Source organism: Methylobacterium sp. WSM2598, from assembly GCF_000379105.1.
Taxonomy (GTDB): Bacteria; Pseudomonadota; Alphaproteobacteria; order Rhizobiales; family Beijerinckiaceae; genus Methylobacterium.
The window spans coordinates 1,443,019-1,463,976 of sequence record NZ_KB900609.1 but is presented as its reverse complement, the minus strand read 5'-3'; the positions used below and the strand labels follow the sequence as shown (position 1 = coordinate 1,463,976).

Below are 20,958 nucleotides of genomic sequence, written 5' to 3'. Positions count from 1 at the left end.
CGGCTATCGAACGGCTGCGGCAGGGCGTGGAGCCGGATGCGTAACCGCAGGCAACGGTAGGTGGACCAAGACGACACGGCCAGTCAGCGGGTCGAGGATGCGGATCTGCGCCATGCACGCCCCCTCGGGAGGAACAACCAGGGTGTGCCGATCGAGGTAGAAATCCGTAAATGGCCCGACGTGCGCCAGGGCACACGCCGAAGGTGCTGACTTCATTCTAGTGCAATGACGCATTCAGAGGATTCACCGGAGGCGTGAGCCGTGCGAGTCTGCGGCATGGCTCAGACTGTCTGTGTGATCCCGAGTGCCACCGACCTAACGCGCCTGTCCGCCATCGTCACCGATCGGGCGCGGCCCCTCAAGCACATCCAGCGCGCCCGTATCGTCCTGCTCTCGGCCGAGCGCCTCCCCGTCCTGGACGTCGCCCGGCAGGCGGGCGTCGGCCGGCCCGCCGTCTGGCGCTGGCAGCAGCGCTACGCCGAAGAAGGCGTCGAGGGTCTGCTGCGCGACAAGACCCGCCCGCCCGGCAAGCCGCCCCATTCCGCCGACACCGTGGCCGGGGTGCTCGCCCTCACCTGCTCCGAGCCGCCCGGCGAGGTCACCCATTGGACAGGTCGGGCCGTGGCGGACGCCGTCGGGATCTCGTTGCGCTCCGTCCAGCGCATCTGGGACGCGCACCGCCTGCAGCCGCATCGCGTGCGCAGCTTCAAGCGCTCGAACGATCCTGCCTTCGCCGCGAAGGTCGAGGACATCGTGGGCCTCTACATGGATCCACCGCGCCACGCTGTGGTGCTGTCGCTGGACGAGAAGAGCCAGATCCAGGCCCTGGAGCGCACCCGCCCGAGCCGAGGCGTGAGGCCGGGCCGCCCCGAGACCCAGACCCACGACTACGTCCGGCACGGCACTACGGCGCTGTTTGCGGCGCTCAACGTGCTGGACGGCACCGTGATCGGCCGCTGCATGCAGCGTCACCGCCACGACGAGTTCCTGCGCTTCCTCAACACCATCGAAGCCGAGGTGCCGGCCGGCAAGGTAACCCACGTGATCCTGGACAACTATGCCACCCACAAGCACCCGAAGGTGCGGGCTTGGCTGGCCCGGCATCCGCGCTGGACCTTCCACTTCACTCCGACCTCGGCCTCGTGGATGAACGCGGTCGAAGGCTTCTTCTCGGCCCTGACCCGGCGCAGGCTAAAGCGTGGCAGCTTCAGCGGGATCGTGGACCTTCAGGCCGCGATCAATCGCTCCATCGCCGAGCACAATCACAGGCCCAAGCCCTTCGTCTGGACCAAGCCGGCCGCCGCCATCCTCGACGCCGTCAACGGCACCGCTGCACCATCCGAATGAGTCACTGCACTAGCCTGTCTGCATCTGGTAAGCTGATGTAGATCAGCGCGCCTAAGGTCATGACTAGGAACCGGAATGCGCTGTCGATACCATTCCATTCATGTGACATCCACATACCGAACCACTCACCTCCAACAATAATCAGCCCAACCTGCCAGAGTAAGTAACCAATTGTTAATCCAGCAACGGCGCTGTTTTTGGCTCGACCGAATGTAATCGCATCACTTTTAAGATGTTTAAAAAGTTGAACAGCCCCAACCCAGCACAGTGCAGCAGAGATCACCTCAGTTGAGATAATAATCAAATAAGCTGCATGGTGCAGGGCTTCAACATTGATAGCGCGATAGCGGATGCTCGCGGCCGGAAATGTTGTGTCCATCATCAGTACATGCTGTACGAAAGGCAAGTTCGTGCCGTAATCTGTGATATTACCAAACGCGACAAGGCTAAAAAGCAGTGCGATGGCCGCAACTGTCAATGCTTTGGATAGACGAACAATGATCATCACATTGGCTCCCAAGCCCCTGCTTTCGAATTTTCGGCGCGCCACTCCGAGCGGCGAGACACCAGCCGGGACGCTCTCACACCACCTAGGGAGCAGTGTAGTAGGTCGGTAGCAAACTCCGGAGCAACATAAGATTCTCTTTAGAAGAACACAGACCGCCACTGCTCAATCGGGTGCGTTGAAGGTGCCCACAGTCCTCACGGCTGAGCTAGCGCTGCATTCCTCGTGCGACATGCCGCCCGAGAAGGAGAAGCAGGACTGCCAACGCCGTGAGAGCAAGGACAATTATATAAATATCTGCCTCTTGTTGACTGTCGGCCACCCTTAAACCCTAAGCGACCACCACGCCTCGCCAACCAGTACAGCGATGAGCAGGGCTTAGCGGAAGCGCATCTTGAGAGTTGCTGGCCGGATCAGATTACAATGCGCTCTCGATTGAGATTTCAGGCTCAACCGCGTCTGTGCGGTCGTGTAGAAGAAGCTCGGCGCGGACGATCGCGACCACCAGCAGCGTGGCTGCTAGCAGGACCGCCACGAATGTGAGCAACGGCGTGATGCCTTGCGCATGCCGTCTGAAAGCTCTGAGCAGCGCGCACCCGAGCAGAAAACTGAGGGCCGAAATGACCGGTGGCGTTTGAGTGATCATATTTTCCAGGACCGATTGCACACAATCTTATTGTTCCAGGGAGGAGCCGCGGGAGCATCACCCGTTTGAGGGACGCCCGTGGAATGAGTCACGGCGGCCCGGCAGCTGAACAGAGCGGAGCAACATGGTGCTAAAGTACTGCCGGGGGATGGCCACTACGGACTGCGTGGTCAGGCGCTCTTCACCCCGCACCCGGCCCGAGCGCGACACCGGCCGGAACACCGGCCCGGAGGTGATACCGGCCGCCTCCAGCCAGTCGCGGACGAGGGCGACCGACCGCACGAACCGGCCGTGCGGGATCGCCTTCTCGAACCCCGCGCCCTCCTGGTCCGTCTTCGCCGCACCAGCACCCGCAGCCCCTCCGTGTGCTCCTGCAGGTCCTCGACATCGAGGGCGACCAGCTCGGATCGCCGGAACGCGCCCGCGAAGCCGACCGCCAGCAGCGCGCGATCGCGCTTGCCGGTGAGCGTCTGCGGCACGTGCATCAGCATCGCCGAGGCCACGTCCACCGTGGCCACCGCCTTTCGGGTCGGGGCGGTGCCGATCCTGCGCCGGATCCCCTTCACGGCCGCACGCACCGCCTCGTCCTCGGACGGGTACCTTGGCGAGCTCCGACAATGGTCGTCAGCCACGCGGATTTCCGCGGTAGTCATAAGGCCCGCACCTGATGAAAATTTTGGCCTTGCCGCGCTCCAACTGGTGCAGGCGATTGTCGAGGACACGCCAGACGACCCGCCGCGTTGCCTCCCTCCCCTCGTTCGCGCACGCCAGGGTCGCGCGAACTGCCCCCTCCCCCGTTCGGGCGGTGCGCCGAATTTCGCACTGCCACGAGCTCCCAAAGCTCGCATCACGAGCGATGACGAAGGCCGCGTCCTCAGTTTTCCTGGGGTCGGCCTTGCACGTCTTCGGACTCGACGCCCAAACGCCGACGTGGAGTTCAGCCCCGACCGCCGGAGTGATGATGACACCGGCTAGTGCACTGACGCCTTCAAAACGTACAAAGCTCAGCGCGATTTCTCGGGCGTTTGCAGACGTTTAGCAAATGAGCGCGTGGTGCGTTCGTCAGTGTCTGTGCACTAGGATGGAGATCAGGGCACGCATACTGATCCACTTCGTTGCAAAGTCCACTCTCCAGCGGAGCCCACCTCACCGTTGAGCGGACCGGGGGACCGGTCCACAAATTTACTTCGTGGGGTTCGGCCAATTGTGCTTCTCGAACTCCCGGCCGATCATGGTCTCGACGTATTCCTGCACCGTCGTGCCTTTGAGTGCGACCATCGCCTTAAACGAGTTGAAGGTGGGCGCGTCGAGCCAGACAGATAGAGCTCGCCACAGCGCTGCTGTCCGCGCACCACATCGCCGACCGCGACCAGCTCGCGGCCTTTATCCTCGACGAGGCCACCGGCTTCGGCAGCAATCCCTTCGCCACCACGACGGCCGGCGCTGCGCACCAGCTCTGGAGCACGCGCGCGATCGAGTTCCCTGCCCTCCAGATCGCCTCGCTCGGCCTACCCTGCCTGCTGGTGGCCCTGGCGCGCCTGCCTACTGGCGAGCGGCTGCAGCAGGAGGTTCTGCGGGCAGGTCCGCACGTCCTGGATGTGCTGCGCCAAAGCGACGGCCCCCACGTGGTCGGCGCTGTGCTGCATGGTCGGCCGGGCCAGGCGCTCCCGGGATACGTTCTGCCGAAGAGGCGTGCGCGGTCGCGGCGGTCCCAGGGCACGGCGCAGCTCGACCTGTTCGCGATGCTCTGACACGAGGGGCTCCGCTGCAGAGCGAGGCCCTCTCGATGTCGCTGTCGATCCGGGACGTTGTCCGGCCGCCTCGCTCCCTCAGCTATCAGCCTTCCTCGGCCGCCCACGCCCCTTCTTCGGCTCGGCGCGGGCGCTCACCTTGGCATCGGAGGCCGCCCGCTTCTCGGCCGCGGGCTTGCGGCTCTGCCCAAGGCCGATCTGCTTGGCCAACTCGGAACGTGAGGCCGCGTAGCTCGCCGCCACCATCGGGTAGTTCGGCGGCAGGCCCCACTTCTCCCGGTACTGCTGAGGCGTGAGTCCCCGCCCCGTCAGGTGCCGCTTGAGCGACTTGTAAGGCCGCCCGTCCTCCAAGCTGATGATCGCGTCCGGGGTGATGGTCTTCTTGATCGGCATCAATGGCGTGAGCTTCACCGGCTCCGGCTCCGCCGGCTTCCCAAAGCTGCTCAGTGTCCCATGGATGCTCTTGATCAGGTCCGGCAGGTCAGCAGGTCGGACGTTGTTGTGCGACACGAAGGACGAGACGATGTCGCTGACCAGCTCGATATGGCCAGGGGCGGCTTCTTCACTCATCAAGTGTTCCTATGCGAGAAAACTCGGACAGAGTGATACTTAATCGTCTGCCTGTCAACTTGCCTGACAGGTCAGCGCAAAATTCTCGCCTGCATCGGCGCCGTGCCCACTAAGTACAGTGCTGATGTGGGGCGGCAGAAAGGGGCAGAGCTTGAGGCCCTGTTTCCTCCTCGGGAGCACGGTCGCAAGCCGGGCGGAGAGGCGTCGGCGGCACCTTCCGCCCAACCACGAGGGAGGGGCCGCACGATGCCAATGCTCCTCAGGCCGCGGGCGGCGCGGCGGGGATGCACGGCGATCTCAGGAAACGGCAGGTCGGCCGAGAGGCGCTCAGTCGGGATGACAGGCCGTGGCGACTGCGGGGCGGTTCACGTTCGGCAGAGACTACGTAGGCCTAGGAACGGTCAAGATTGTTGGAAGTTGATGGCCCGTTGCGCGATCGCACGTGTGATTGGCCGGAAGCACACTCCTGCCCATCCAACCGCTGCGCCTCGGCTTGGCATCAAAGTTAAGGAAAACAAGCCGTGCCAAAGATATTGATGATCGACGAGCACAGCGTTTATAGGTCCGGACTTCGCACCCTTATTCCAATCAAGATTGAGGCGGCCACCATATTTGATGTTCCGTCGATCAAGAATGTTGATGATCGAGCGGGATTTGATCTTGTTCTATTAGACGCCGGAATATTCGATCGCGAATGCGCCCTGTTCATGAAGGAGGTGCGAACAGCAAGTCCCAATACCCGCTTCGCTTTGATGTCGCAGTCACGCGCCCGTTCCGATGTGATTGAGGCTATCTCAACAGGATTTCACGGCTTCATTTGCAAGATGGATCCCGAAGCAGATTTATTCGCAGCCATTAAGGACCTGCTTTCAGGTCGTATTTATGTCCCTCGCTGGGTTGCTGATGATGACGGCGGCAATAATGAAATTTTAGCTCTTGAAATCTCACCAATGGAGCGCCTAAAAATCACAGCTCGTCAACGTGAGATCTTGTATTTGCTAGCTCAAGGAATGTCAAACAAGGAAATTTCTAGAATTCTCCAGATTGCCGAAGGGACGGCGAAAATTCATACGACTGCACTCCTGCGGGCACTCGGGGCGCGCAACCGAACTGAAGCGGCAACCGTGGCCGCAAAGCTGCTCGGCTCGGCGCCGCAGGCGATGAAAACAGCCGGCGGTCGCATCGCTCTTGATAAAGTGCAGAATGTACGCGCAAGGCCATGGTCTCACATATTTGGGTGAGCGTTGGTTCCTGAGAGGCGAGAACCGCTGAAGCCCCGCCTTCGCCGCCTTTTAGCTCACCGTCAGCCTGGACGGTCGCTCTAGCACTACTTTGGCAGGTTGAAGGAACGAGCGGCCGGAGCGGAGGGTTTGCCTGGTGGGATGGTCCAGCGCGGATGGTCGCGATGGCAGCAGGCGACTGGCATGGAGACCTGTCCCGCTGGCTCCAGCCGTTCCTGACGGCCCTGTCGCATCCCGCCCGCCGCGCGATGTGCCCGCAGTGCTAGGGCGTGTCTGATCCATCATGGAAGCGAGGAGCGGCGGCACCTCCTGCCTGTACTCAGCCAGTACCTGCCTCGCCTTCGACAATGTGATTTCGGTCTCATTGCATTGCCGTTCTCTTCGTCAATGAACAGCTGTGATCTAGTACCTTTTCCGCGGCGCTATATTTCTGGCGGTAAGCTAGGAGGTATAAATCACCTCGTACGCCATTCGTTGCACTCACAGCAGCGAAGGTCACATCACTGAGAGAACCTGAACTCCCTGGCAGCTTTGTAAGCTCTGCAAAAGGGTTGAAGATTTGCACATCCGGGGCCTCAACCCTCATGGCATACAAAGGGCTTCCTTGAACTATCATCGGAAGGCGCGTCCAGGCTCTTCGAATGCCCTGAGCATACCGTTGAAGCGCTACCTGTATGCTCGGCTTGAGGCAATCCACGTGGATGTGGAGCTGATCCTGACTGCGTCCGCTTGTCGAGTTCACGGCCAGACCAACGTCGTCGATCGGCAGCTCACCCTTGAGGACCTCAGTCACGGTACTGCGAGCCGTCAGCGCAGCTCGCCAGTAGGCGTTGCCCGTAGAGGTTTGCAGCTCAGGTGCCTCGAGGCCAACGACACTCGCAGTCGGCATAACGACGAGGTGAGTGCGCTGGCCGGGCGCACGCAGAACCGCCGTCCCGGGCCGGGCTCCATCGCCGAGATCGACAGAGAGGCAGGGGAACGCTCCGCCCGTGGTCTTCTTGGCAAGGATGCAGCCCTGCAGGGCAACCCAGAGAACGTCACGCGGAGCACCGGCCGCCGCGCCTACTCCCGCCGTTATCAGCGCGACCGCGAGCAGGGCGGCCTGAAGCGAATGTGCAGGTTTCACTTGGGGCGGCTCTCGGATCTAAGACGGTCAGCGTGGTTCATGCGTGGCCGCTCTGCTCCGAGAAGATGCGCCGGGCCTCAGCCCGCAACACGTCCAGCTCATCCTGCAGCCCGTTGATCTGCCCCTCCAGCTCGTCGAGCGTTACGCACTCTGCGGTCAGGCAGACAACCTCTTCGTTCGGTCCTGAAGTGCCGGCGACGGCAACGGACACACGAGCTGGCATCGTCGTCGTGGCAGGCTCAACGTAGAGAGTGACAGTCCCGAGCTGGCGCATGGTGCAGTCTCCGTTCATTGCTCGTCCTGAGTGCCGTCTGCACGCTCGCGCGCTTCACCCTCGCCGGCCGTTCTGGCTCGGATCTGATCCATGATGGGAGCCAGCAGCGAAGACACCTCTTGGCCGTACTCAGCCAGGAGCTGGCTGGCTTTGGCCAAAGCGTGAATGTGCCCATCCGGAATGGGCCGTTCGGCCATGTGGTCGCTCAGCACGCGCTCGGCGAGCTGGTTCGCGAGCCGGGAGACCTCGGCGAGGCGCTCTGGCGGGGGCTGTCCGTCCGTCATTGCAGGCTGCCTCCGCTTCTCGGTCCTGCGGCTCGCGTCAGCTCGATCATCTTTTCTCGATACCCGCGCTCCATCGCGCTCCAGAGTTCGCTCCAGTGCTCACCGTCGGGGTCAGCACCTCGTGCCCTGATCATATCCCGCGCGGAAAGATCTATCCGGCTCAGCGCAGCATCGGCTTTCGCCTCGACACCGGCGATCGACCAATCAGGGGCAGCCGTGATCCTGTGAAAGGTATCCTCCGCCACCTGTGCCGCGAGCCCACGCCCTAAGAGGACGAATTCTTCAAGAGTTTCGGGCTCCATCGGCTCGCCTGGGGTGCCCTGAGTCTTATCGCGGCGGCCGCTCATCAGCGCCTCAGTGCTCGTTGCGAGTGTCATCCTCACGATTGCGGAACCGGATCCCGGTGCCGCCGCCATTCTCGGAGATGAACTACAGGCCGGATGGTTACTCATCCTCGTCTAACGCTCGGCCGCGCCGGACTGGTGGGGCTTCAGGGTAGACGAAGCGGCGCGACACCCAACCTTCGACCTTCCTGTAGCGCACGAAGATCCAGTTCCCGTTCACCTCGCCCGTGGGGACGATGCCGCGGCCGTTGGGCGGTATCACGCCAACGATCCTGGCTTCTGCCGTCGGGTACTCGCGCACGTTCAGGACGTCGTTGGGTGCGGTGTCTATCACACGCAGGGTCTGCTGAGCGTGTGCCATCTCAGGCGCAATGAGGGCGCTTACTGCGACCAGCGCCTTCAAAGAGGCTTTCATTCGTTCCGCCCTCCAATCACCGTGTCACTGTTCAGCAGCGTCCCTCATGCGTGGCCGCTCTGCTCCGAGAAGATGCGCCGAGCCTCAGCCCGCAACACGGCCAGCTCATCCTGCAGCCCGTTGATCTGCCCCTCCAGTTCGTCGAGCGTCACGCATTTCGCGGTTAGGTAGACGACCTTTCCGTCCGGTTCCGATGTGTCCGCGACGGCAACGGACAGGCGAGCCGGCGCCGAGGATGTGGACGGCTCCACGTGGAGAATGATGGCGCCGAGCTGGCGCATGGTGCGCTCTCCTCGCTTTGCTCCCTGGGTCAGAGCTCCACTATGAATGCTCGTCGCGAGCACCATCCTTTCAAAGGCGAAATCGCAAGCGCCGTACTCCAGCCTAGCGAGCAGTCCTGAAAGCTTGGCGGCTTATCATTGAGACGGCGTCAGAGCGAGATTTCCAGCCCTCAAGCTAGTTTGACACCAAGGCACCGAGACGGAAAGGCGGCCTGCCATCAAGCCGTCTCCCCGTCCGCTTATCAGTGTCCGTGACGGCGCAGAACGTCACGGATCGCCTCCTCCGCGAGCGCCTGGGCGGTCGTATCCTGGTCAAGGGCGATCTGCCGGAGCGCTTTCCGCTCGGCCGTGGTCATGCGGACGATGATCTGCACCCGTCCATCTGACACCTTCCTGCCCATCGGGGCTCCCCCGGTCTCGGCCTTGGTCTCCTCTGCCGGTGCGGGCGCCTCCGCAGGACCGACCTTGCGGGACAGCCGGTCCGACAGGCTGGTGAGCTTCGGTCGTTCGTTCGCCATGTCCTACCCCTCCAACCGGCTCTTCACTTCGCGCCAGAGGGCAAGCATCTCGGCCGCGGCCCTGCCCTCCGGCTCGTACTCGTTCACGGTCTGCCCGCCGATCACGGCGCGGCTCATCGCGACCCGCTGGGAGACCACGGCCTCGGCGACGGTCGCCCCCATCTTGGTCAGCGTCTCCCGCGCCTCCGCCACGATCGCAGGTTCGGCCGCCCCGGTGCGCGGTGGCGCGTGATTGATGACGGCGAGCGGCTGCTTCCCGACCCGTTGTGCGAATTCCAAGGTGGTCGCCACGGCCGCGAGGTCGAACCGCCCTGGTCGGGTTGGGACCAGCACGAGGTCAGCGACGCGCATCGCGTCGGCGATTGAATTCTCCGCGTGGGGCGGCGTGTCGACTATCGCGAACGCCACGCCCTCGTCCCGGGCGGCCGGCAGGATCCGCGGCAACTCCCGCGCGTCGCACTCCACGAGGGCGGGTGTGTCGCCCGGCCGGAGCTGCCACCACCAAGCCAGGGATTGCTGGGGGTCGGCGTCGAACAGCAGCACCGGCTTCTCGCCCTCGGCCGCGATCACGCTGAGGTGCGTCGCCAGGGTCGCCTTGCCGACACCGCCCTTGCGGGCCGCTATCGTGATGGTTTGCACGGAAGCCGTCTCGCGGTGTCGAGGTCAGGACGTCGAGCATGAGAGACGGCTGGGTAACACGCGGTCTCTGCGGCTCGCCACCAGGACGGCTTGAAGCCTAGCCGTCGTGCGGCTTCGCGTTCAAGACGGAGGAGCGGCAAGCCGGCTGGACGGCTCACCATCTCGCCATGTAGATAACGAGACGTCTTGCTATCAGAACCGCTTGCTGGCTCATCTGAGTCCTCATAATTTTCGATAACCGTTCTTCTCGATGGTTTCAGCATGGCCGATCCGACCCCCGACCCTTACCACTCCGGCGAGTGGCTCGCCGCCGCCCAGGAGGTCGCGCGCAACCTCGGCTTCGGGTCGCTGGCCATGGCGCCCGCCGAGCACTGGCAGAAGGTGCTCGCCTGCGTGCGCGACAAGATGCGGCTGCGCGGCGTCACCCCACCCTTCGGCTGGGACCGGGACCTCGCCGAGCAGGCCGGCCGCACCGGCCGCTGACCTCGCGCTCCAAGGGAGCTCCGCCGTGATACCTCCCGACCCTTTCGCCTCGCCTCTCGGCCCCGTGCACCACTCCGTGGAGCGGGCGGTCCAACTCGCCGTGCAGAACCAAATGGACCCGCACCCCGACGTCGCCGAGGGCGTCGCGTGCTACCTCGCGGGCATTCGGGCGCAGGCCCTCGTGCTCGCGGGTGAGGGCGGCAGCGACCGGTTCCTGGGCGCCGTGCGCGCGCAACTCCGGCTGATGATCCCGTCCGACCCGAAGGCGCTCGCGGTCATCGCGGACGACGCCGGATCGGTGCGCCGCCTCGACACCCTCACCCTGATCGCCGACGGGCTGCTGTAGGAGGCCGACGCGCGATGCCGACAGAGGTGGCTCGGAGGATCTGCACAGCGGGGCTGAGTGGAGTTTCTGCCTGACGGCGGCCAGGATGGCCGCGGATCAGGAGCGACGATGAGCAAGCGACAGCGCCGGAACCACGCCCCGGCCTTCAAGGCCAAGGTGGCTCTGGCCGCCCTGCGGGGTGAGAAGACGCTGGCCGAACTGGCCCAGCAGTTCGATGTCCACCCCAACCAGATCACGGCTTGGAAGGCCCAGCTTCTCGAAGGGGCTGCCGGGGTGTTCGGAGCCGCGTCCCGGTCGGAGAGCACACCGGCCATCGACGTGAAGACGCTGCACGCCAAGATCGGCGAGTTGACGCTGACCAACGATTTTTTGTCCGGCGCGCTCGGCAAAGCCGGTCTGCTGAGCGCAAAGCGATGATCGATCGCGGGCATGATCTCCCGATCGCCAAACAGGCCAAGGCGCTCGGGATCAGCCGGGGCAGCGTCTACTACCTGTCGCGCCCAGTCCCGGCTGCCGATCTCGGCGTGATGCGGCGGATGGACGAGTTGCATCTCGAACTTCCCTTCGCGGGAAGCCGGATGCTGCGCGACCTTCTGAACAAAGAGGGCATCGCGATCGGCCGCTGTCATGTCGCGACGCTGATGAAGCGCCTGAGCATCGACGCACTCTACCGCAAGCCGAGCACCTCGAAGCCTGCGCCGGGGCACAAGGTCTACCCGTATCTCTTGCGCGGGTTGACGATCGACCGACCCAATCAAATCTGGGCCATGGACATCACCTACGTTCCGATGGCGCGTGGGTTCGTCTACTTGGCGGCCGTGATTGATTGGTACAGCCGCCGGGTCCTGTCCTGGCGGCTGTCGATCACCATGGAGGCCGACGTCTGCGTCGAAGCTTTGGAGGAAGCGCTCGCCCGGCACGGCAGGCCAGAGATCTTCAATACGGACCAGGGCTCGCAGTTCACCAGCCACGCCTTCACCCGCGTGTTGCGGGAGGCGGGGATCGCCATCAGCATGGACGGCAGAGGCGCGTGGCGCGACAACGTCTTCGTCGAACGGCTGTGGCGGTCGGTCAAGTACGAGGAGATCTACTTGCGGGCTTACGACACCGTCAGCACGGCGCGCGCTTCGATCGGTCGGTACCTCGTCTTCTACAACGGACGAAGGCCCCATTCGAGCCTTGACCGGCGCACCCCCGACCAAGCCTACTTCGACAGGCGGCCGCATCCCGCGGCCGCCTGAACCCGGCAGGATATCCACTTATCCAAGCCCACGTCGCTGTTCAGACAAACCGAGCCACCTCTGACCATCCCCGACCGCCTCGCCCTGCCGGCGCCGCAGCGCGCCACGGTAGCGCACATCCCGGATGAGGGCGCCCTGCCGGCCGAGTCCGTGGCCCTGGTCCAGGTCTACCAGCGCGCCAGCAAGGCGGACGCGACCGTGCGCGCCTACCGGGCCGACGCCGCCGCCTTCGAGGCGTGGTGCACCCGCTACGGCCTCTGCGCCCTCCCGGCGAACCCGGGGGCGGTCGCGGCCTTCCTGGTCGCCGAGGCCGAGGCCGGCAAGGCCGCCTCCACGATCGGCCGGCGCTGCGCCGCAATCTCGTACGCACACAAGCTCGCCAAGGCGCCCGACCCGACCGAGGACGAGGCCGTGCGCGCGGCCGTGAAGGGGATCCGGCGCAAGATAGGGACGGCCCCGGCCCGCAAGGCCGCCGCCACCGTCGACGTGGTCTCGGCCATGCTCGTGCACGTGCCGCAGACGCTCGCTGGGAAGCGCGATCGCGCGCTGCTCGCGCTCGGCTTCGCGGGCGCGTTCCGGCGGTCCGAGCTGGTCGCCCTCGACGCCGAGGACCTGCAGGAGCACCCGGAGGGCCTGCGGGTGCTGGTGCGGCGGTCGAAGACGGACCAGGAGGGCGCGGGGTTCGAGAAGGCGATCCCGCACGGCCGGTTCGTGCGGCCGGTCGCCCTCGTCCGCGACTGGCTGGGGGCGGCCGGCATCACCTCCGGGCCGGTGTTTCGACCAGTCTCGCGCTCGGGCCGGGTGCGGGGCGAGGAACGGCTGACGACGCAGTCAGTGGCCGCGATCGTGAAGCGGTACGCCACGGCCGCAGGGCTCGACGCCTCGTCCTTCGGAGCGCACAGCCTGCGGGCCGGCTACATCACCACGGCCGCGGAGCACGGGGCCGGCATGGCCCGGATCATGGATCAGAGCGGCCATCGGGACCCGCGGACGGTGGTGGGCTCCATCCGGCGAGCCAATGCCTTCAAGGGGCACTCGGGGGCGGAGTTTCTGTGATGAAGCGTCCACGCCGCGTCGGCATGGCTTGGTACCGGCCCGAGGATTACGCCCGGATGCGAGCCTTCATGCAGGACGCAGACCGGCTACCCACCAGCTACGAAGCTTGGCGGATCTCGGCGGAGCAGGTGGAGGGCGAGGTGACGCGCAGCGGCGTGACCATGGTCCGCATCCTCATTGAGCCCGATGAGTTCGCCGCCTGGTGCAACGAGCACGGATTGCAAGCCGATGGCGCCGCGCGAGCCCGGTTCGCGAACGAGAGGATCGCGGGCTGAGGCGCCTCATGGATCCATCAGGGTACCACGCCCTGAACACCTGCTCGGCCGTCCTCCATCCCGCGAGAGCTCAGCGCGTCAGGCTCTCGGTCGAAGCTGCGAAGGCCACCTGCGGGTTGTTGAGCGCGAAGTTGATCACCCGCTGGCCAGAATGACTGACAAGCTTCAGGCTGATGGGGCCTCTCTTCAGGCTGGTGCTCTCCCCCGATGAGATGATCTCAGGCCGGTCCGCCTGGGCAGCGAATGCACCGGTGAGCATGCTCGGGCGGCTGTAACCATCCTTCGTCATCACTCGCCACGTCATCGTCTCGGCCGTCGAGAGGTCCCCTTTGCGACGCACGGGAGAAAACATTGCCATGTAGGTCTGCTTGAAGCCGCCCCGGTCCGCCACGAACGTGCACTCGGCCACGGGCGTCCGGCCGAAGACAAGCGTCACGTTCGGCTGGGTGGTGCAGGTCAGGGTGCCGGCTTGCTGAAGAGCTGCGCTCGACAGGGAGCTGTGGGCGTAGGCAGCGCCGGCCGCGAGAGCACCGGCAGCAAGAGCGATAGCAATGGAGCGCATGGAGCGAAACCTTGGGCTTGCTAACCCCTGGTGGGCAGCTCTCGAAGATTGCCAGAGCGTTTGATGCTCGAGCTTGGTGTTAACCAATGCTGTCCATTCGTTTCGGGCGTATTGCTTCATCTGTTACGTGCAGGCTTTTGGTGCGAAGCCGCACACAACACTCCGGAAAGCGCGAGCCGCGCGAGATGAGCGAGCCTGAACTCAGGCCAACCCCATCCTGGTACCGGACCGCGTACCGCTCAAAGCCGGCCTTCGTGTTCATGGTCTCGCATAACGACCGGGCGACCGACCATTGAAAGAGAGTCAGGCGGACCACCGCAGGGCGGAAGCTGCAATCGATGATTTGCCAAGGCTTGCCCGCTGCCCTCGCCAGCTGCAACGCTTCGATCCGTGCATCGCTCTCGGCCATCGCGGTCCTCCGACACAGAGCGCCGCACGGGTCTCACACCGCCAAGCTCATACCAAGAAAAGCTCGCCGCAACAGCACTTAGGACCCAAGCTAAGCTGTGTTGTAGCTTCGGCAACGCCGCAAGAAAAGCCCGCCGCGGCAGGACCGGGCGGGTTGAAGTACAGCTCAAGACGCTCACACCAGAGCACGATATCCTCGGCAACGAAACTATAATCGTGCTGGGCTGTGCCAGATCGTCTGGTTTCAGACACTTTAAGCGGTGCGGTTATAGCCACGAAAGCCCACGTTTCAACCTACGCTAACGGATTGCCCGCTGCACGTTCCTCAGGCCAGGGCCGTCTGCACATTGTGCAGGCTGAGCGCCGTCGTGTCGGAGAAGCCAGCCGTTTGCATAAGCGTCAGTATAGAAACGAAAGAAGCCCGCCACGGCGATGGGGGTGCCGGGTGGGCAGAAAGAGAGTGGGATCGATAAGGATCGGCGTCACTCGACCACAGCCGTGGAGAACGCGCCCTAACCTATGCTATGTTGAAGGTGTCCGAAGGTCCCATCGTACCCGCATGCTCAGAGCGCAGCTCATCCAGCGCGTCGCGGAATTGAACCCGCATCTTCCCTATAGCCAAGCTGACGCAGTCGTGCGCGCGATCCTGGACCGGATCACCGAGGCCCTGATGGAGGGTGACCAGATCGAGCTGCGCGGCTTCGGGGCGTTGAAGACGACGGCGAGAGAGGCGCGGCGAAGTCGCAACCCTCGCACGGGCGAAGCGGTCGAGGTCCCGGCCAAGCGCGACGTGGCGTTCAGGGCCTCGCGTGAGATGAATGGGCGGCTGAATCCCACGCCCAGTCAAAAGCTGCGCGCGGCGGAGTGAGGGTTGGGCCAGCCTTCACGCGTGTGAGGACGTCCAGCGGCGCGTAAGCCCCTGTACGGTCCGTATGATATCAGGGCGGCTTTTCGTTAACATGGGTGAACGCTGCGCGTTGCCGTGCAGAGGTGCCCATGCTCGACGACCAGCTTGCCCGGGCAGTCCGCGCGATCGAAGAGGCCCGCTGCCTCTGTGAGCAGGCAGAGCGCGAGAGGGCGCTGGCCCGCGAGCTTGCCTGTCGGCTCGACCTGAGCCGTGCCGAGTTCAAAGCGTTCCAGCACAACAGCGAGATCGTCCTCCGGGCCGCCGTGAGGGCCGCCCTGACCCCCGGCCCCGCGCCGGACACCGTCGTCCGGCCTCGCGCGCGAGGCGGTGCGGGGGCGTAAGTGCGTGTATGGAAACGGTTTCGGGGCCTCCGGACAGTCTTCCGAAGGTCTCGCCCGGGCCTCAAGCCGGCCGCCAGTCGAGGACCAGTTGATCGGCCTCCGGCGGGGCCTCGTGCGCACTGGCCTAGACTATGCTTTGCTCGCTGCGCTTGCCGCGCCATGATCCCCTTCGCGGCGAGCCGCGGGCCGGGCTTGAATGAGGGCTTCGGGGCCCGGCCCGCACTCGCGTCCAGTCCCGTTTAGCGTGCGTGACAGACGGCCGGCTCATCCAGGGGCACGCTTCTGGTGTGACCGCCTCCTTGCTCCTCAGCATCACTGGGAGGCGTCACCCGCGGGCCGCGGCATTCCTCCCCAACCTGAAGCGCGGCCCGCGGCTCTCTTCGCGCGCGGCACCGGGCGCTTCCGGCCTTCCAGAAGGGGGCCGCAGGCTCCTCGCCTTCACACCTTGAACCCGCTCGCGCCCCTCCAGGGCGTTCAGGTTCTCACAGCAGGCGCGCGCCTGCGCCTCGACCACGCAGCTCGCCTCCAGGTGCCAGCAGTCCTCGCGATCCCCCGGCTTGTCGCAAACACGAACGCGCTGCCGTTCACGGGTCGTTAGCCATAGCCGCCCAGCTTGCCGCCTCCTCTCCGGAGCCGGCCCATGATCCTCCACGCCCTCGCCCTCACGCTGAAGCGACAGGCCCGCACGGCGACGCCGCGGCCCATGAACTCGCGGATGGTCTCGCACACGTCGGCGTAGTAACGGCCGAGGCGGTCCACCCACCGGACCACCAGGGTGTCGCCACGGCGCGGCTTGTCGAATTGTCGAACAGCCGGCGCCCACCGGGTCTGTCAGCAAGGCGGGTGCTGACACCTGACACGCCCTCGTCAGTCACGACGTCGTTGATGTGGAAGCCTGCCGCGGCAGCCTGCTTCTCCTGATGCGCGGTGGTCTGCTCGTTGGTGCTGACCCGGGTGTAGAGGATCGTCTGCGACATGGCCGGATTCCATCCTTAAGGATGGAACCCGTATAGACAGATGTCCGTAGACGGAAAGCAACCTGTACGGACACGATTTTTTACCCCTCTCCCGAGCGTCCGCAGGGGTATACTACTCATACGGACAGCGCAGCCCCTCCGTACGGCGCTCTGATACTTGGCTAGATCTTAACAGTGGAGGCGGCGCGCCCGCAACACACTGCTGCTGCTGGCCTTCATATCGAGGCGTCGCGAGCCAGAAGTCAGGATTGGTGGTATGAGCGCTCATGCATGATTGCTCAAAGGAGCTAGGTTATGCTGATTCAACTGGCAGTTGGCACATTCGGTAGCATGTGCAACATAGTCTGCCATTCTATTATGATGACTGCCCTCATTAAAGTTGCTCGCAACCGTGCCCATTCGACCTATTACGGCGCCTTTGCATTATCTTGTATCATGGTTCCTAGTATGTTTGTGCTCATAATTGCACATGTATTGGAAATATTGATCTGGGCCATTATCTATAATGTATTTGGAGTCATTGCAAATGATTCCGAAGTAGTTTATTTTGCGTTCGTAAACTATACCACACTTGGGTATGGTGACGTCACGCCACTTCAGCGGTGGCGCCTTCTCGGTCCGATTGCTGCCATGAATGGTATCCTTCTTTTCGGTTGGTCCACGGCTGTTATCTTCGAAATCCTTCGGCGCGCCCTGATCCGCATGGATGAACTTGCGCTGTAGGACATGTGCTCTCATACCGGCGCGGCTTTGATCTGATCCGTTCATACAAACCATGGTGCGCGGAGATGCGGGTGAGGAGCAGAGCGCGTCAGCATAGTTCGACATTCCGGTTGTCCGGTGGGGTATACCTCACCGGACAATCAAAACACCGAACGGGGCACCAGTTCGCCCGACTCCAACCTCGTTGATCCTCACCAGAGTTGCCGCGTTGCCGAGTGAGGTGCCGGCCGGAGTAGGGCTGTGATCCGACCTGTCGTTCTCGCCATTGCCGCGCTCGTGGTGGCTTCCCTCCCTGTCGCGGGTCAGCCGGCACAGCGCCTCGGAACAGAGAAGGCCGAGATCATCGTCGAGACCGTCGCGGGCGGTCTCGAGCATCCCTGGGGCCTCGCCTTCCTGCCGGATGGACGCATGCTGGTCACCGAAAAGCCGGGGCGCCTGCGTATCGTCTCGGCTGACGGCAAAGTCTCACCCCCGATTGCCGGGACGCCCCAGCCGCACGTCCAGTTCCTGGATGTGGCACTCGATCCCGACTTCTCTGAGAACCAGCTTGTTTACCTCAGCTATGTCGAGTCGCGTGAAAGCGGATTGGCCACGGTGGCTGGACGTGGGCGGCTCAGCACGACCGGTATGATGTTGGAGGGCTTCGAACTCATCTTTCGGCAGCAACCGACCTCGCCGATCGAGGATCACTTTGGATCACGCTTCGCGTTCACGCCAGACGGCAAGCTCTTCATCTCGACGGGGGACCGTGACGAGCCTGACTCGGCTCAGGATCTCTCGACCGACATGGGCAAGCTCATCCGCGTTAATCCGGACGGCACCGTGCCGGCCGACAACCCATTCGTGCATCGTGCAGGAGTTCGGCCAGAGATCTGGTCTTATGGTCACCGGAACATCGAGGGCCTCGCCATCCAGCCAGGGACCGGGGTCCTCTGGGCGGGGGAGTTCGGACCGACGGGCGGTGACGAGATCAACGTTCCCAAGCCGGGCTGCAACTACGGTTGGCCCCTGGTGAGCTGGGGTGATCACAAGGACGGGCGCGCAATTCCGCGGCCGCCGACACGGCCTGACCTAACGGACGCCATTTATCACTGGACACCATCGGTCTCGTTCTCTGGTATGACGTTCTACACGGGGTCTGCGTTTCCGGCCTGGTATGGAAACCTGCTCCTGGCCGGACTGGCTTCACAGGCCTTGATCCGTCTGACGCTCGCCGGGGCACGTGTCACCGGGGAGGAGCGCATCGCGATGGACGCGCGCATCCGGCACGTTGCCCAAGGACGAGATGGCCTTCTCTACCTTCTGACCGACGAGGACCAGGGGCGGATCCTACGTTTCAAGCCGGGCGGTTGAGCTCAGTTCCGACTGGTGGGTCTCCTCTAGGGAATGAAATTTGAAGTATCTAAGCTAGCCGCTCACCAGTGGAGACGCAGGGGCTGGCCCATGCCGCAGCGGCAATATCCCCGCTGGCATTCAGTCACTCACAATCCAGCCGCCGTCAATATGCACCGACGAGCGTGGTGAACGGCCGGCACGGACCCCGCGCAGACCCGAGTTGACGTGTCTCGATGGGGTATTCCCTCGTTCAACGGCTAAGCTATGGTGGGTCGCCGCGCAGGATGGTGCTGCGATTTGATGATCCGACCGGTGATCGGGGAGACAACCTGCCGAACTCGACCGCCCCACTGATCAACTTGTTTGAGCGTAGCGGCTCCGCTCGAGCGGGGTACGCGATGCCGCACATCCTGTGGCTTAAAACAGTGATTGCGCTCCTCGCCCTGCTGTCTTGGTCAGGAGTTGCTGTTGCGCAGGACGCATCGATCACATTGGCCGACGATCCCTTCGAGATCACCGATCCGCGCGCGAATGCACCGGGCGAGGCAAACCTCTCCATCATCGGATCGTACGAGCGCGCGGCTCAAGGACGGGTGCGAAGCACGTTCGGAGCCGAGAGCGAATACAGCATCGGTATCGTCCCGGATCTGGATTTCCGAGTGGGGCAGACAGGTGCCTACGGCAATCTCGACATCCGCCGCAGGCTTGGCACCGTGTCGACGGACCCGCAGAGCGCAGAAGGTACTAGCGAGCGTGCGGCGCTTGGCGGAACGACACGGTTTGGCGCCCTCTACCAGTTGAGCAAGGAGAGCGGCGCTCTGCCCACCATCGGCTTGGTTGGCCGTGTGCGGGCCCTGTATGGACCAGGGCGCGTGGCATACGACGCTGAGGCTGTTGTGTTGTTCGGCAAGACCCTCGCGCCAGGTGAACTGCCGCTCGGTATCAGCCTCAATCTAGGCTGGGCCGGCCGCCTCAACCCACAGCAAGGGGAACGGCCAAACCGCTACTTGGTGAACGCCTCTGTCGGACAAGCGGTTACGCGCGACACGGCTCTGGTGGCGACCTACGCACGCGAACAGCAGGACCGCGGCGACGCGGATTTCAGTTTGGTGCAGGTCGGCGTCCGCCATCGTTTGCGCGAACAGCGGGCGATCTTAGGCATAGCTGCTGGATTTGGCCTGAACCGGGATACGCCGCAGTTCCAGCTTGCGGTAGCCGTGCAATGGGAACTAGGAGGCTTGTAAGGTGTGACTGGCTAATGCTCCGATGAATTTTGCCCGTGTGGATGCCTCAATTTTACAAAGAGCGATCTCCAAGCGGGAACTCCCCGATTAGGAATGCGGGTGCGAGCCGGGCGGGGCTGCGTTGGCAAGCTTGGTCGGTTGCCCCTCGGTCTCCTCGATCTCGGGACCGTCTTCCTGCGGGATGGAAGAGCTATGCGGGAGAATGGGTGACGCGCTCGGCGTGAGGGCGGCGTATCGAGGCGGGTGTCGAGCCTGCCAGGACCTCTCATCGAGAGCGATACGCCATGGACAGCCCTACCAATATCGTCCGCCTTCGTCAGCCTGAGGAAATCGACGATCCCCTGACGGAGGTGCTGCGCGCCGGCGCCCGCCGCCTGCTCGCCCAAGCCGTCGAGTTGGAGGCTGAGGCCTTCCTCACTGCCATGCAGGATCTGCGGCTACCGGACGGACGCGCTCGCCTAGGTGTGCAGTCCCGGAGTGTGATGGTGCATCATCGGCGCTGACGCGTTTGGTGGAGGATGCACTATGGCAGGAGTTCTTCACGGCAGCGCCCGAACGACGCCGCGTGTTCGAGCCGAGCTCCAAGCGTCGAAAGAAAGTAGCCGCGCCCTTGCCGCCCAGTACGGCTTGAACCCGAAGACGGTCGCCAAATGGCGCAGGCGGGCGGTGACGACCGATGCGCCGATGGGGCCGAAGAAGCCCAGGAGCACGGTCATGACGCCGGCCGAGGAGGCGATCGTGGTCGAGTTCCGGCGGCGGACGCTGCTGCCGCTCGATGATGTCCTGGGCTGCCTGCGCGAGACTATCCCCAGCCTGAGCCGCTCTGCCCTGCATCGATGCCTGCAACGGCATGGCATCTCCCGCCTCCCGGCAGCCGAGACGGCGCTGACACGCAAACGCTTCAAGACCTACGACATCGGCTACGTGCATATCGACAGCTGCGAGCTGCGCCATGCCGACGGCAAGCTGATCATGTTCCTGGCCATCGACCGCGTCTCGAAGTTCACCTACGTCGAGTTCCACGACAGCGCGGGTAAGATGGAAGGATCAGCCTTCCTGAGGAAGGCCGTGGCAGTCTTTCCCTACAAGATACACACGGTCCTGACCGACAATGGCATG

At 63.8% G+C, this 20,958-nt stretch carries 25 protein-coding genes and 3 pseudogenes; 14 read left to right on the top strand and 14 right to left on the bottom strand.

The annotated features are described in order from the left end of the window. The first annotated feature begins 276 nt into the window (after window positions 1-276). Window positions 277-1,347 carry an IS630 family transposase gene (locus tag MET2598_RS0106945; RefSeq protein ID WP_036270298.1) on the top strand — a complete coding sequence of 357 codons (1,071 nt, stop codon included), beginning with the start codon at window positions 277-279 and terminating at the stop codon, window positions 1,345-1,347. Between the two features lies 1 nt (window position 1,348). Here MET2598_RS0106945 and MET2598_RS38755 read toward each other — a convergent pair whose 3' ends face one another. From MET2598_RS38755 to MET2598_RS0106920, 3 genes are all read right to left on the bottom strand, one after another. Beyond that, complete coding sequence (locus MET2598_RS38755) at window positions 1,349-1,852, bottom strand: DUF2165 family protein (RefSeq protein ID WP_084673785.1); 504 nt, start codon at window positions 1,850-1,852, stop codon at window positions 1,349-1,351. A 418-nt stretch (window positions 1,853-2,270) separates the two neighbouring features. Then, window positions 2,271-2,519, bottom strand: a complete 249-nt coding sequence (locus MET2598_RS0106940; protein ID WP_236728673.1) for a hypothetical protein — start codon at window positions 2,517-2,519, stop codon at window positions 2,271-2,273. A gap of 1,808 nt (window positions 2,520-4,327) precedes the next feature. After that, entirely contained in the window at window positions 4,328-4,819 is a 492-nt protein-coding gene (locus tag MET2598_RS0106920) for a MucR family transcriptional regulator (protein WP_012333144.1), read from the bottom strand. Between the two features lie 536 nt (window positions 4,820-5,355). On the opposite strand from MET2598_RS0106920, the gene MET2598_RS38745 reads away from it, so the two are divergent. Further along, complete coding sequence (locus MET2598_RS38745) at window positions 5,356-6,060, top strand: LuxR C-terminal-related transcriptional regulator (RefSeq protein ID WP_084673783.1); 705 nt, start codon at window positions 5,356-5,358, stop codon at window positions 6,058-6,060. Between the two features lie 361 nt (window positions 6,061-6,421). Here the strand turns inward: MET2598_RS38745 and MET2598_RS38740 are convergent, their stop codons facing one another. The 8 genes from MET2598_RS38740 to MET2598_RS0106890 all read right to left on the bottom strand — a co-directional run bounded on the left by MET2598_RS38740 (window position 6,422) and on the right by MET2598_RS0106890 (window position 9,941). After that, complete coding sequence (locus tag MET2598_RS38740) at window positions 6,422-7,186, bottom strand: CDP-diacylglycerol diphosphatase (protein WP_012333146.1); 765 nt, start codon at window positions 7,184-7,186, stop codon at window positions 6,422-6,424. A 37-nt stretch (window positions 7,187-7,223) separates the two neighbouring features. Further along, on the bottom strand, window positions 7,224-7,460 hold the full coding sequence (locus tag MET2598_RS0106915; RefSeq protein WP_018260333.1) for a hypothetical protein: 237 nt from the start codon (window positions 7,458-7,460) through the stop codon (window positions 7,224-7,226). 14 nt (window positions 7,461-7,474) lie between these two features. Continuing rightward, window positions 7,475-7,744 (bottom strand): hypothetical protein, encoded by a 270-nt coding sequence (locus MET2598_RS0106910; protein ID WP_018260332.1) that lies wholly within the window; start codon window positions 7,742-7,744, stop codon window positions 7,475-7,477. Next, window positions 7,741-8,091 carry a hypothetical protein gene (locus MET2598_RS40790; protein ID WP_150108676.1) on the bottom strand — a complete coding sequence of 117 codons (351 nt, stop codon included), beginning with the start codon at window positions 8,089-8,091 and terminating at the stop codon, window positions 7,741-7,743. Before MET2598_RS40790 ends, MET2598_RS0106910 begins: the two co-directional genes overlap by 4 nt. A 97-nt stretch (window positions 8,092-8,188) precedes the next feature. Then, entirely contained in the window at window positions 8,189-8,503 is a 315-nt protein-coding gene (locus MET2598_RS0106905; RefSeq protein ID WP_012333150.1) for an SH3 domain-containing protein, read from the bottom strand. 44 nt (window positions 8,504-8,547) lie between these two features. Continuing rightward, a complete protein-coding gene (locus tag MET2598_RS0106900; protein WP_018260331.1) occupies window positions 8,548-8,784 on the bottom strand; it encodes a hypothetical protein in 237 nt (78 codons plus the stop codon). 242 nt (window positions 8,785-9,026) lie between these two features. After that, complete coding sequence (locus tag MET2598_RS0106895) at window positions 9,027-9,302, bottom strand: ribbon-helix-helix domain-containing protein (protein ID WP_012333152.1); 276 nt, start codon at window positions 9,300-9,302, stop codon at window positions 9,027-9,029. Window positions 9,303-9,305: 3 nt separating this feature from the next. Beyond that, window positions 9,306-9,941 (bottom strand): ParA family protein, encoded by a 636-nt coding sequence (locus tag MET2598_RS0106890; protein ID WP_012333153.1) that lies wholly within the window; start codon window positions 9,939-9,941, stop codon window positions 9,306-9,308. 261 nt (window positions 9,942-10,202) lie between these two features. Here MET2598_RS0106890 and MET2598_RS0106885 point away from each other — a divergent pair, with 261 nt between their 5' ends. The 5 genes from MET2598_RS0106885 (at window position 10,203) to MET2598_RS0106860 (ending at window position 13,342) form a co-directional block, all read left to right on the top strand. Beyond that, on the top strand, window positions 10,203-10,424 hold the full coding sequence (locus MET2598_RS0106885; RefSeq protein WP_012333154.1) for a hypothetical protein: 222 nt from the start codon (window positions 10,203-10,205) through the stop codon (window positions 10,422-10,424). Between the two features lie 25 nt (window positions 10,425-10,449). Further along, window positions 10,450-10,770, top strand: a complete 321-nt coding sequence (locus MET2598_RS0106880; protein WP_236728672.1) for a hypothetical protein — start codon at window positions 10,450-10,452, stop codon at window positions 10,768-10,770. 108 nt (window positions 10,771-10,878) lie between these two features. Beyond that, window positions 10,879-12,011, top strand: a protein-coding gene (locus tag MET2598_RS0106870) for an IS3 family transposase (protein ID WP_236728644.1) whose coding sequence is annotated in 2 segments (ribosomal slippage) — window positions 10,879-11,143 and window positions 11,143-12,011 — 1,134 coding nt in all. Because the reading frame shifts where the segments join, the coding sequence is not laid out codon by codon here. 150 nt (window positions 12,012-12,161) lie between these two features. Beyond that, on the top strand, window positions 12,162-13,067 hold the full coding sequence (locus tag MET2598_RS0106865) for a site-specific integrase (protein ID WP_018260330.1): 906 nt from the start codon (window positions 12,162-12,164) through the stop codon (window positions 13,065-13,067). Then, window positions 13,067-13,342, top strand: coding sequence for a hypothetical protein (locus tag MET2598_RS0106860; protein ID WP_018260329.1), 276 nt, complete (start codon window positions 13,067-13,069; stop codon window positions 13,340-13,342). The genes MET2598_RS0106865 and MET2598_RS0106860 overlap by 1 nt, the downstream gene beginning before the upstream one ends. Window positions 13,343-13,412: 70 nt before the next feature. Here the strand turns inward: MET2598_RS0106860 and MET2598_RS0106855 are convergent, their stop codons facing one another. After that, window positions 13,413-13,904: a DUF992 domain-containing protein gene (locus MET2598_RS0106855; protein WP_012333158.1), complete on the bottom strand. Its 492-nt coding sequence runs from the start codon at window positions 13,902-13,904 to the stop codon at window positions 13,413-13,415. Between the two features lie 79 nt (window positions 13,905-13,983). Then, complete coding sequence (locus tag MET2598_RS42065) at window positions 13,984-14,313, bottom strand: hypothetical protein (RefSeq protein WP_198293003.1); 330 nt, start codon at window positions 14,311-14,313, stop codon at window positions 13,984-13,986. 558 nt (window positions 14,314-14,871) lie between these two features. Here MET2598_RS42065 and MET2598_RS0106850 point away from each other — a divergent pair. Next, on the top strand, window positions 14,872-15,180 hold the full coding sequence (locus MET2598_RS0106850; protein WP_012333159.1) for an HU family DNA-binding protein: 309 nt from the start codon (window positions 14,872-14,874) through the stop codon (window positions 15,178-15,180). Window positions 15,181-15,308: 128 nt separating this feature from the next. Next, entirely contained in the window at window positions 15,309-15,560 is a 252-nt protein-coding gene (locus MET2598_RS0106845; RefSeq protein WP_018260328.1) for a hypothetical protein, read from the top strand. Window positions 15,561-16,241: 681 nt separating this feature from the next. Here MET2598_RS0106845 and MET2598_RS36085 read toward each other — a convergent pair. After that, window positions 16,242-16,537, bottom strand: a pseudogene (locus tag MET2598_RS36085) (recombinase family protein); the annotation flags it as partial. A gap of 294 nt (window positions 16,538-16,831) precedes the next feature. On the opposite strand from MET2598_RS36085, the gene MET2598_RS38730 reads away from it, so the two are divergent. The 5 genes and pseudogenes from MET2598_RS38730 to MET2598_RS36080 form a co-directional block, all read left to right on the top strand. Beyond that, window positions 16,832-17,260 (top strand): potassium channel family protein, encoded by a 429-nt coding sequence (locus MET2598_RS38730; protein ID WP_084673782.1) that lies wholly within the window; start codon window positions 16,832-16,834, stop codon window positions 17,258-17,260. Window positions 17,261-17,500: 240 nt separating this feature from the next. After that, window positions 17,501-18,613 carry a PQQ-dependent sugar dehydrogenase gene (locus MET2598_RS0106835; RefSeq protein WP_018260326.1) on the top strand — a complete coding sequence of 371 codons (1,113 nt, stop codon included), beginning with the start codon at window positions 17,501-17,503 and terminating at the stop codon, window positions 18,611-18,613. Between the two features lie 215 nt (window positions 18,614-18,828). Next, window positions 18,829-19,839 (top strand): hypothetical protein, encoded by a 1,011-nt coding sequence (locus MET2598_RS0106830; RefSeq protein ID WP_236728671.1) that lies wholly within the window; start codon window positions 18,829-18,831, stop codon window positions 19,837-19,839. 284 nt (window positions 19,840-20,123) lie between these two features. Beyond that, window positions 20,124-20,300 (top strand): annotated as a pseudogene (locus MET2598_RS0106825) (IS256 family transposase); the annotation flags it as partial. A gap of 64 nt (window positions 20,301-20,364) precedes the next feature. Continuing rightward, window positions 20,365-20,958: pseudogene (locus MET2598_RS36080) on the top strand (IS481-like element ISMtsp16 family transposase); the annotation flags it as partial.

Bases quoted from the DNA above. Each gene is read 5' to 3' on its own strand.
- MET2598_RS0106945 (WP_036270298.1), top strand. From the start codon at position 277: ATGGCTCAGACTGTCTGTGTGATCCCGAGTGCCACCGACCTAACGCGC.
- MET2598_RS38755 (WP_084673785.1), bottom strand. From the start codon at position 1,852: ATGATCATTGTTCGTCTATCCAAAGCATTGACAGTTGCGGCCATCGCA.
- MET2598_RS0106920 (WP_012333144.1), bottom strand. From the start codon at position 4,819: ATGAGTGAAGAAGCCGCCCCTGGCCATATCGAGCTGGTCAGCGACATC.
- MET2598_RS38745 (WP_084673783.1), top strand. From the start codon at position 5,356: ATGATCGACGAGCACAGCGTTTATAGGTCCGGACTTCGCACCCTTATT.
- MET2598_RS0106915 (WP_018260333.1), bottom strand. From the start codon at position 7,460: ATGCGCCAGCTCGGGACTGTCACTCTCTACGTTGAGCCTGCCACGACG.
- MET2598_RS0106910 (WP_018260332.1), bottom strand. From the start codon at position 7,744: ATGACGGACGGACAGCCCCCGCCAGAGCGCCTCGCCGAGGTCTCCCGG.
- MET2598_RS40790 (WP_150108676.1), bottom strand. From the start codon at position 8,091: ATGAGCGGCCGCCGCGATAAGACTCAGGGCACCCCAGGCGAGCCGATG.
- MET2598_RS0106905 (WP_012333150.1), bottom strand. From the start codon at position 8,503: ATGAAAGCCTCTTTGAAGGCGCTGGTCGCAGTAAGCGCCCTCATTGCG.
- MET2598_RS0106900 (WP_018260331.1), bottom strand. From the start codon at position 8,784: ATGCGCCAGCTCGGCGCCATCATTCTCCACGTGGAGCCGTCCACATCC.
- MET2598_RS0106895 (WP_012333152.1), bottom strand. From the start codon at position 9,302: ATGGCGAACGAACGACCGAAGCTCACCAGCCTGTCGGACCGGCTGTCC.
- MET2598_RS0106885 (WP_012333154.1), top strand. From the start codon at position 10,203: ATGGCCGATCCGACCCCCGACCCTTACCACTCCGGCGAGTGGCTCGCC.
- MET2598_RS0106860 (WP_018260329.1), top strand. From the start codon at position 13,067: ATGAAGCGTCCACGCCGCGTCGGCATGGCTTGGTACCGGCCCGAGGAT.
- MET2598_RS0106855 (WP_012333158.1), bottom strand. From the start codon at position 13,904: ATGCGCTCCATTGCTATCGCTCTTGCTGCCGGTGCTCTCGCGGCCGGC.
- MET2598_RS42065 (WP_198293003.1), bottom strand. From the start codon at position 14,313: ATGGCCGAGAGCGATGCACGGATCGAAGCGTTGCAGCTGGCGAGGGCA.
- MET2598_RS0106850 (WP_012333159.1), top strand. From the start codon at position 14,872: ATGCTCAGAGCGCAGCTCATCCAGCGCGTCGCGGAATTGAACCCGCAT.
- MET2598_RS0106845 (WP_018260328.1), top strand. From the start codon at position 15,309: ATGCTCGACGACCAGCTTGCCCGGGCAGTCCGCGCGATCGAAGAGGCC.
- MET2598_RS38730 (WP_084673782.1), top strand. From the start codon at position 16,832: ATGCTGATTCAACTGGCAGTTGGCACATTCGGTAGCATGTGCAACATA.
- MET2598_RS0106830 (WP_236728671.1), top strand. From the start codon at position 18,829: ATGGGGTATTCCCTCGTTCAACGGCTAAGCTATGGTGGGTCGCCGCGC.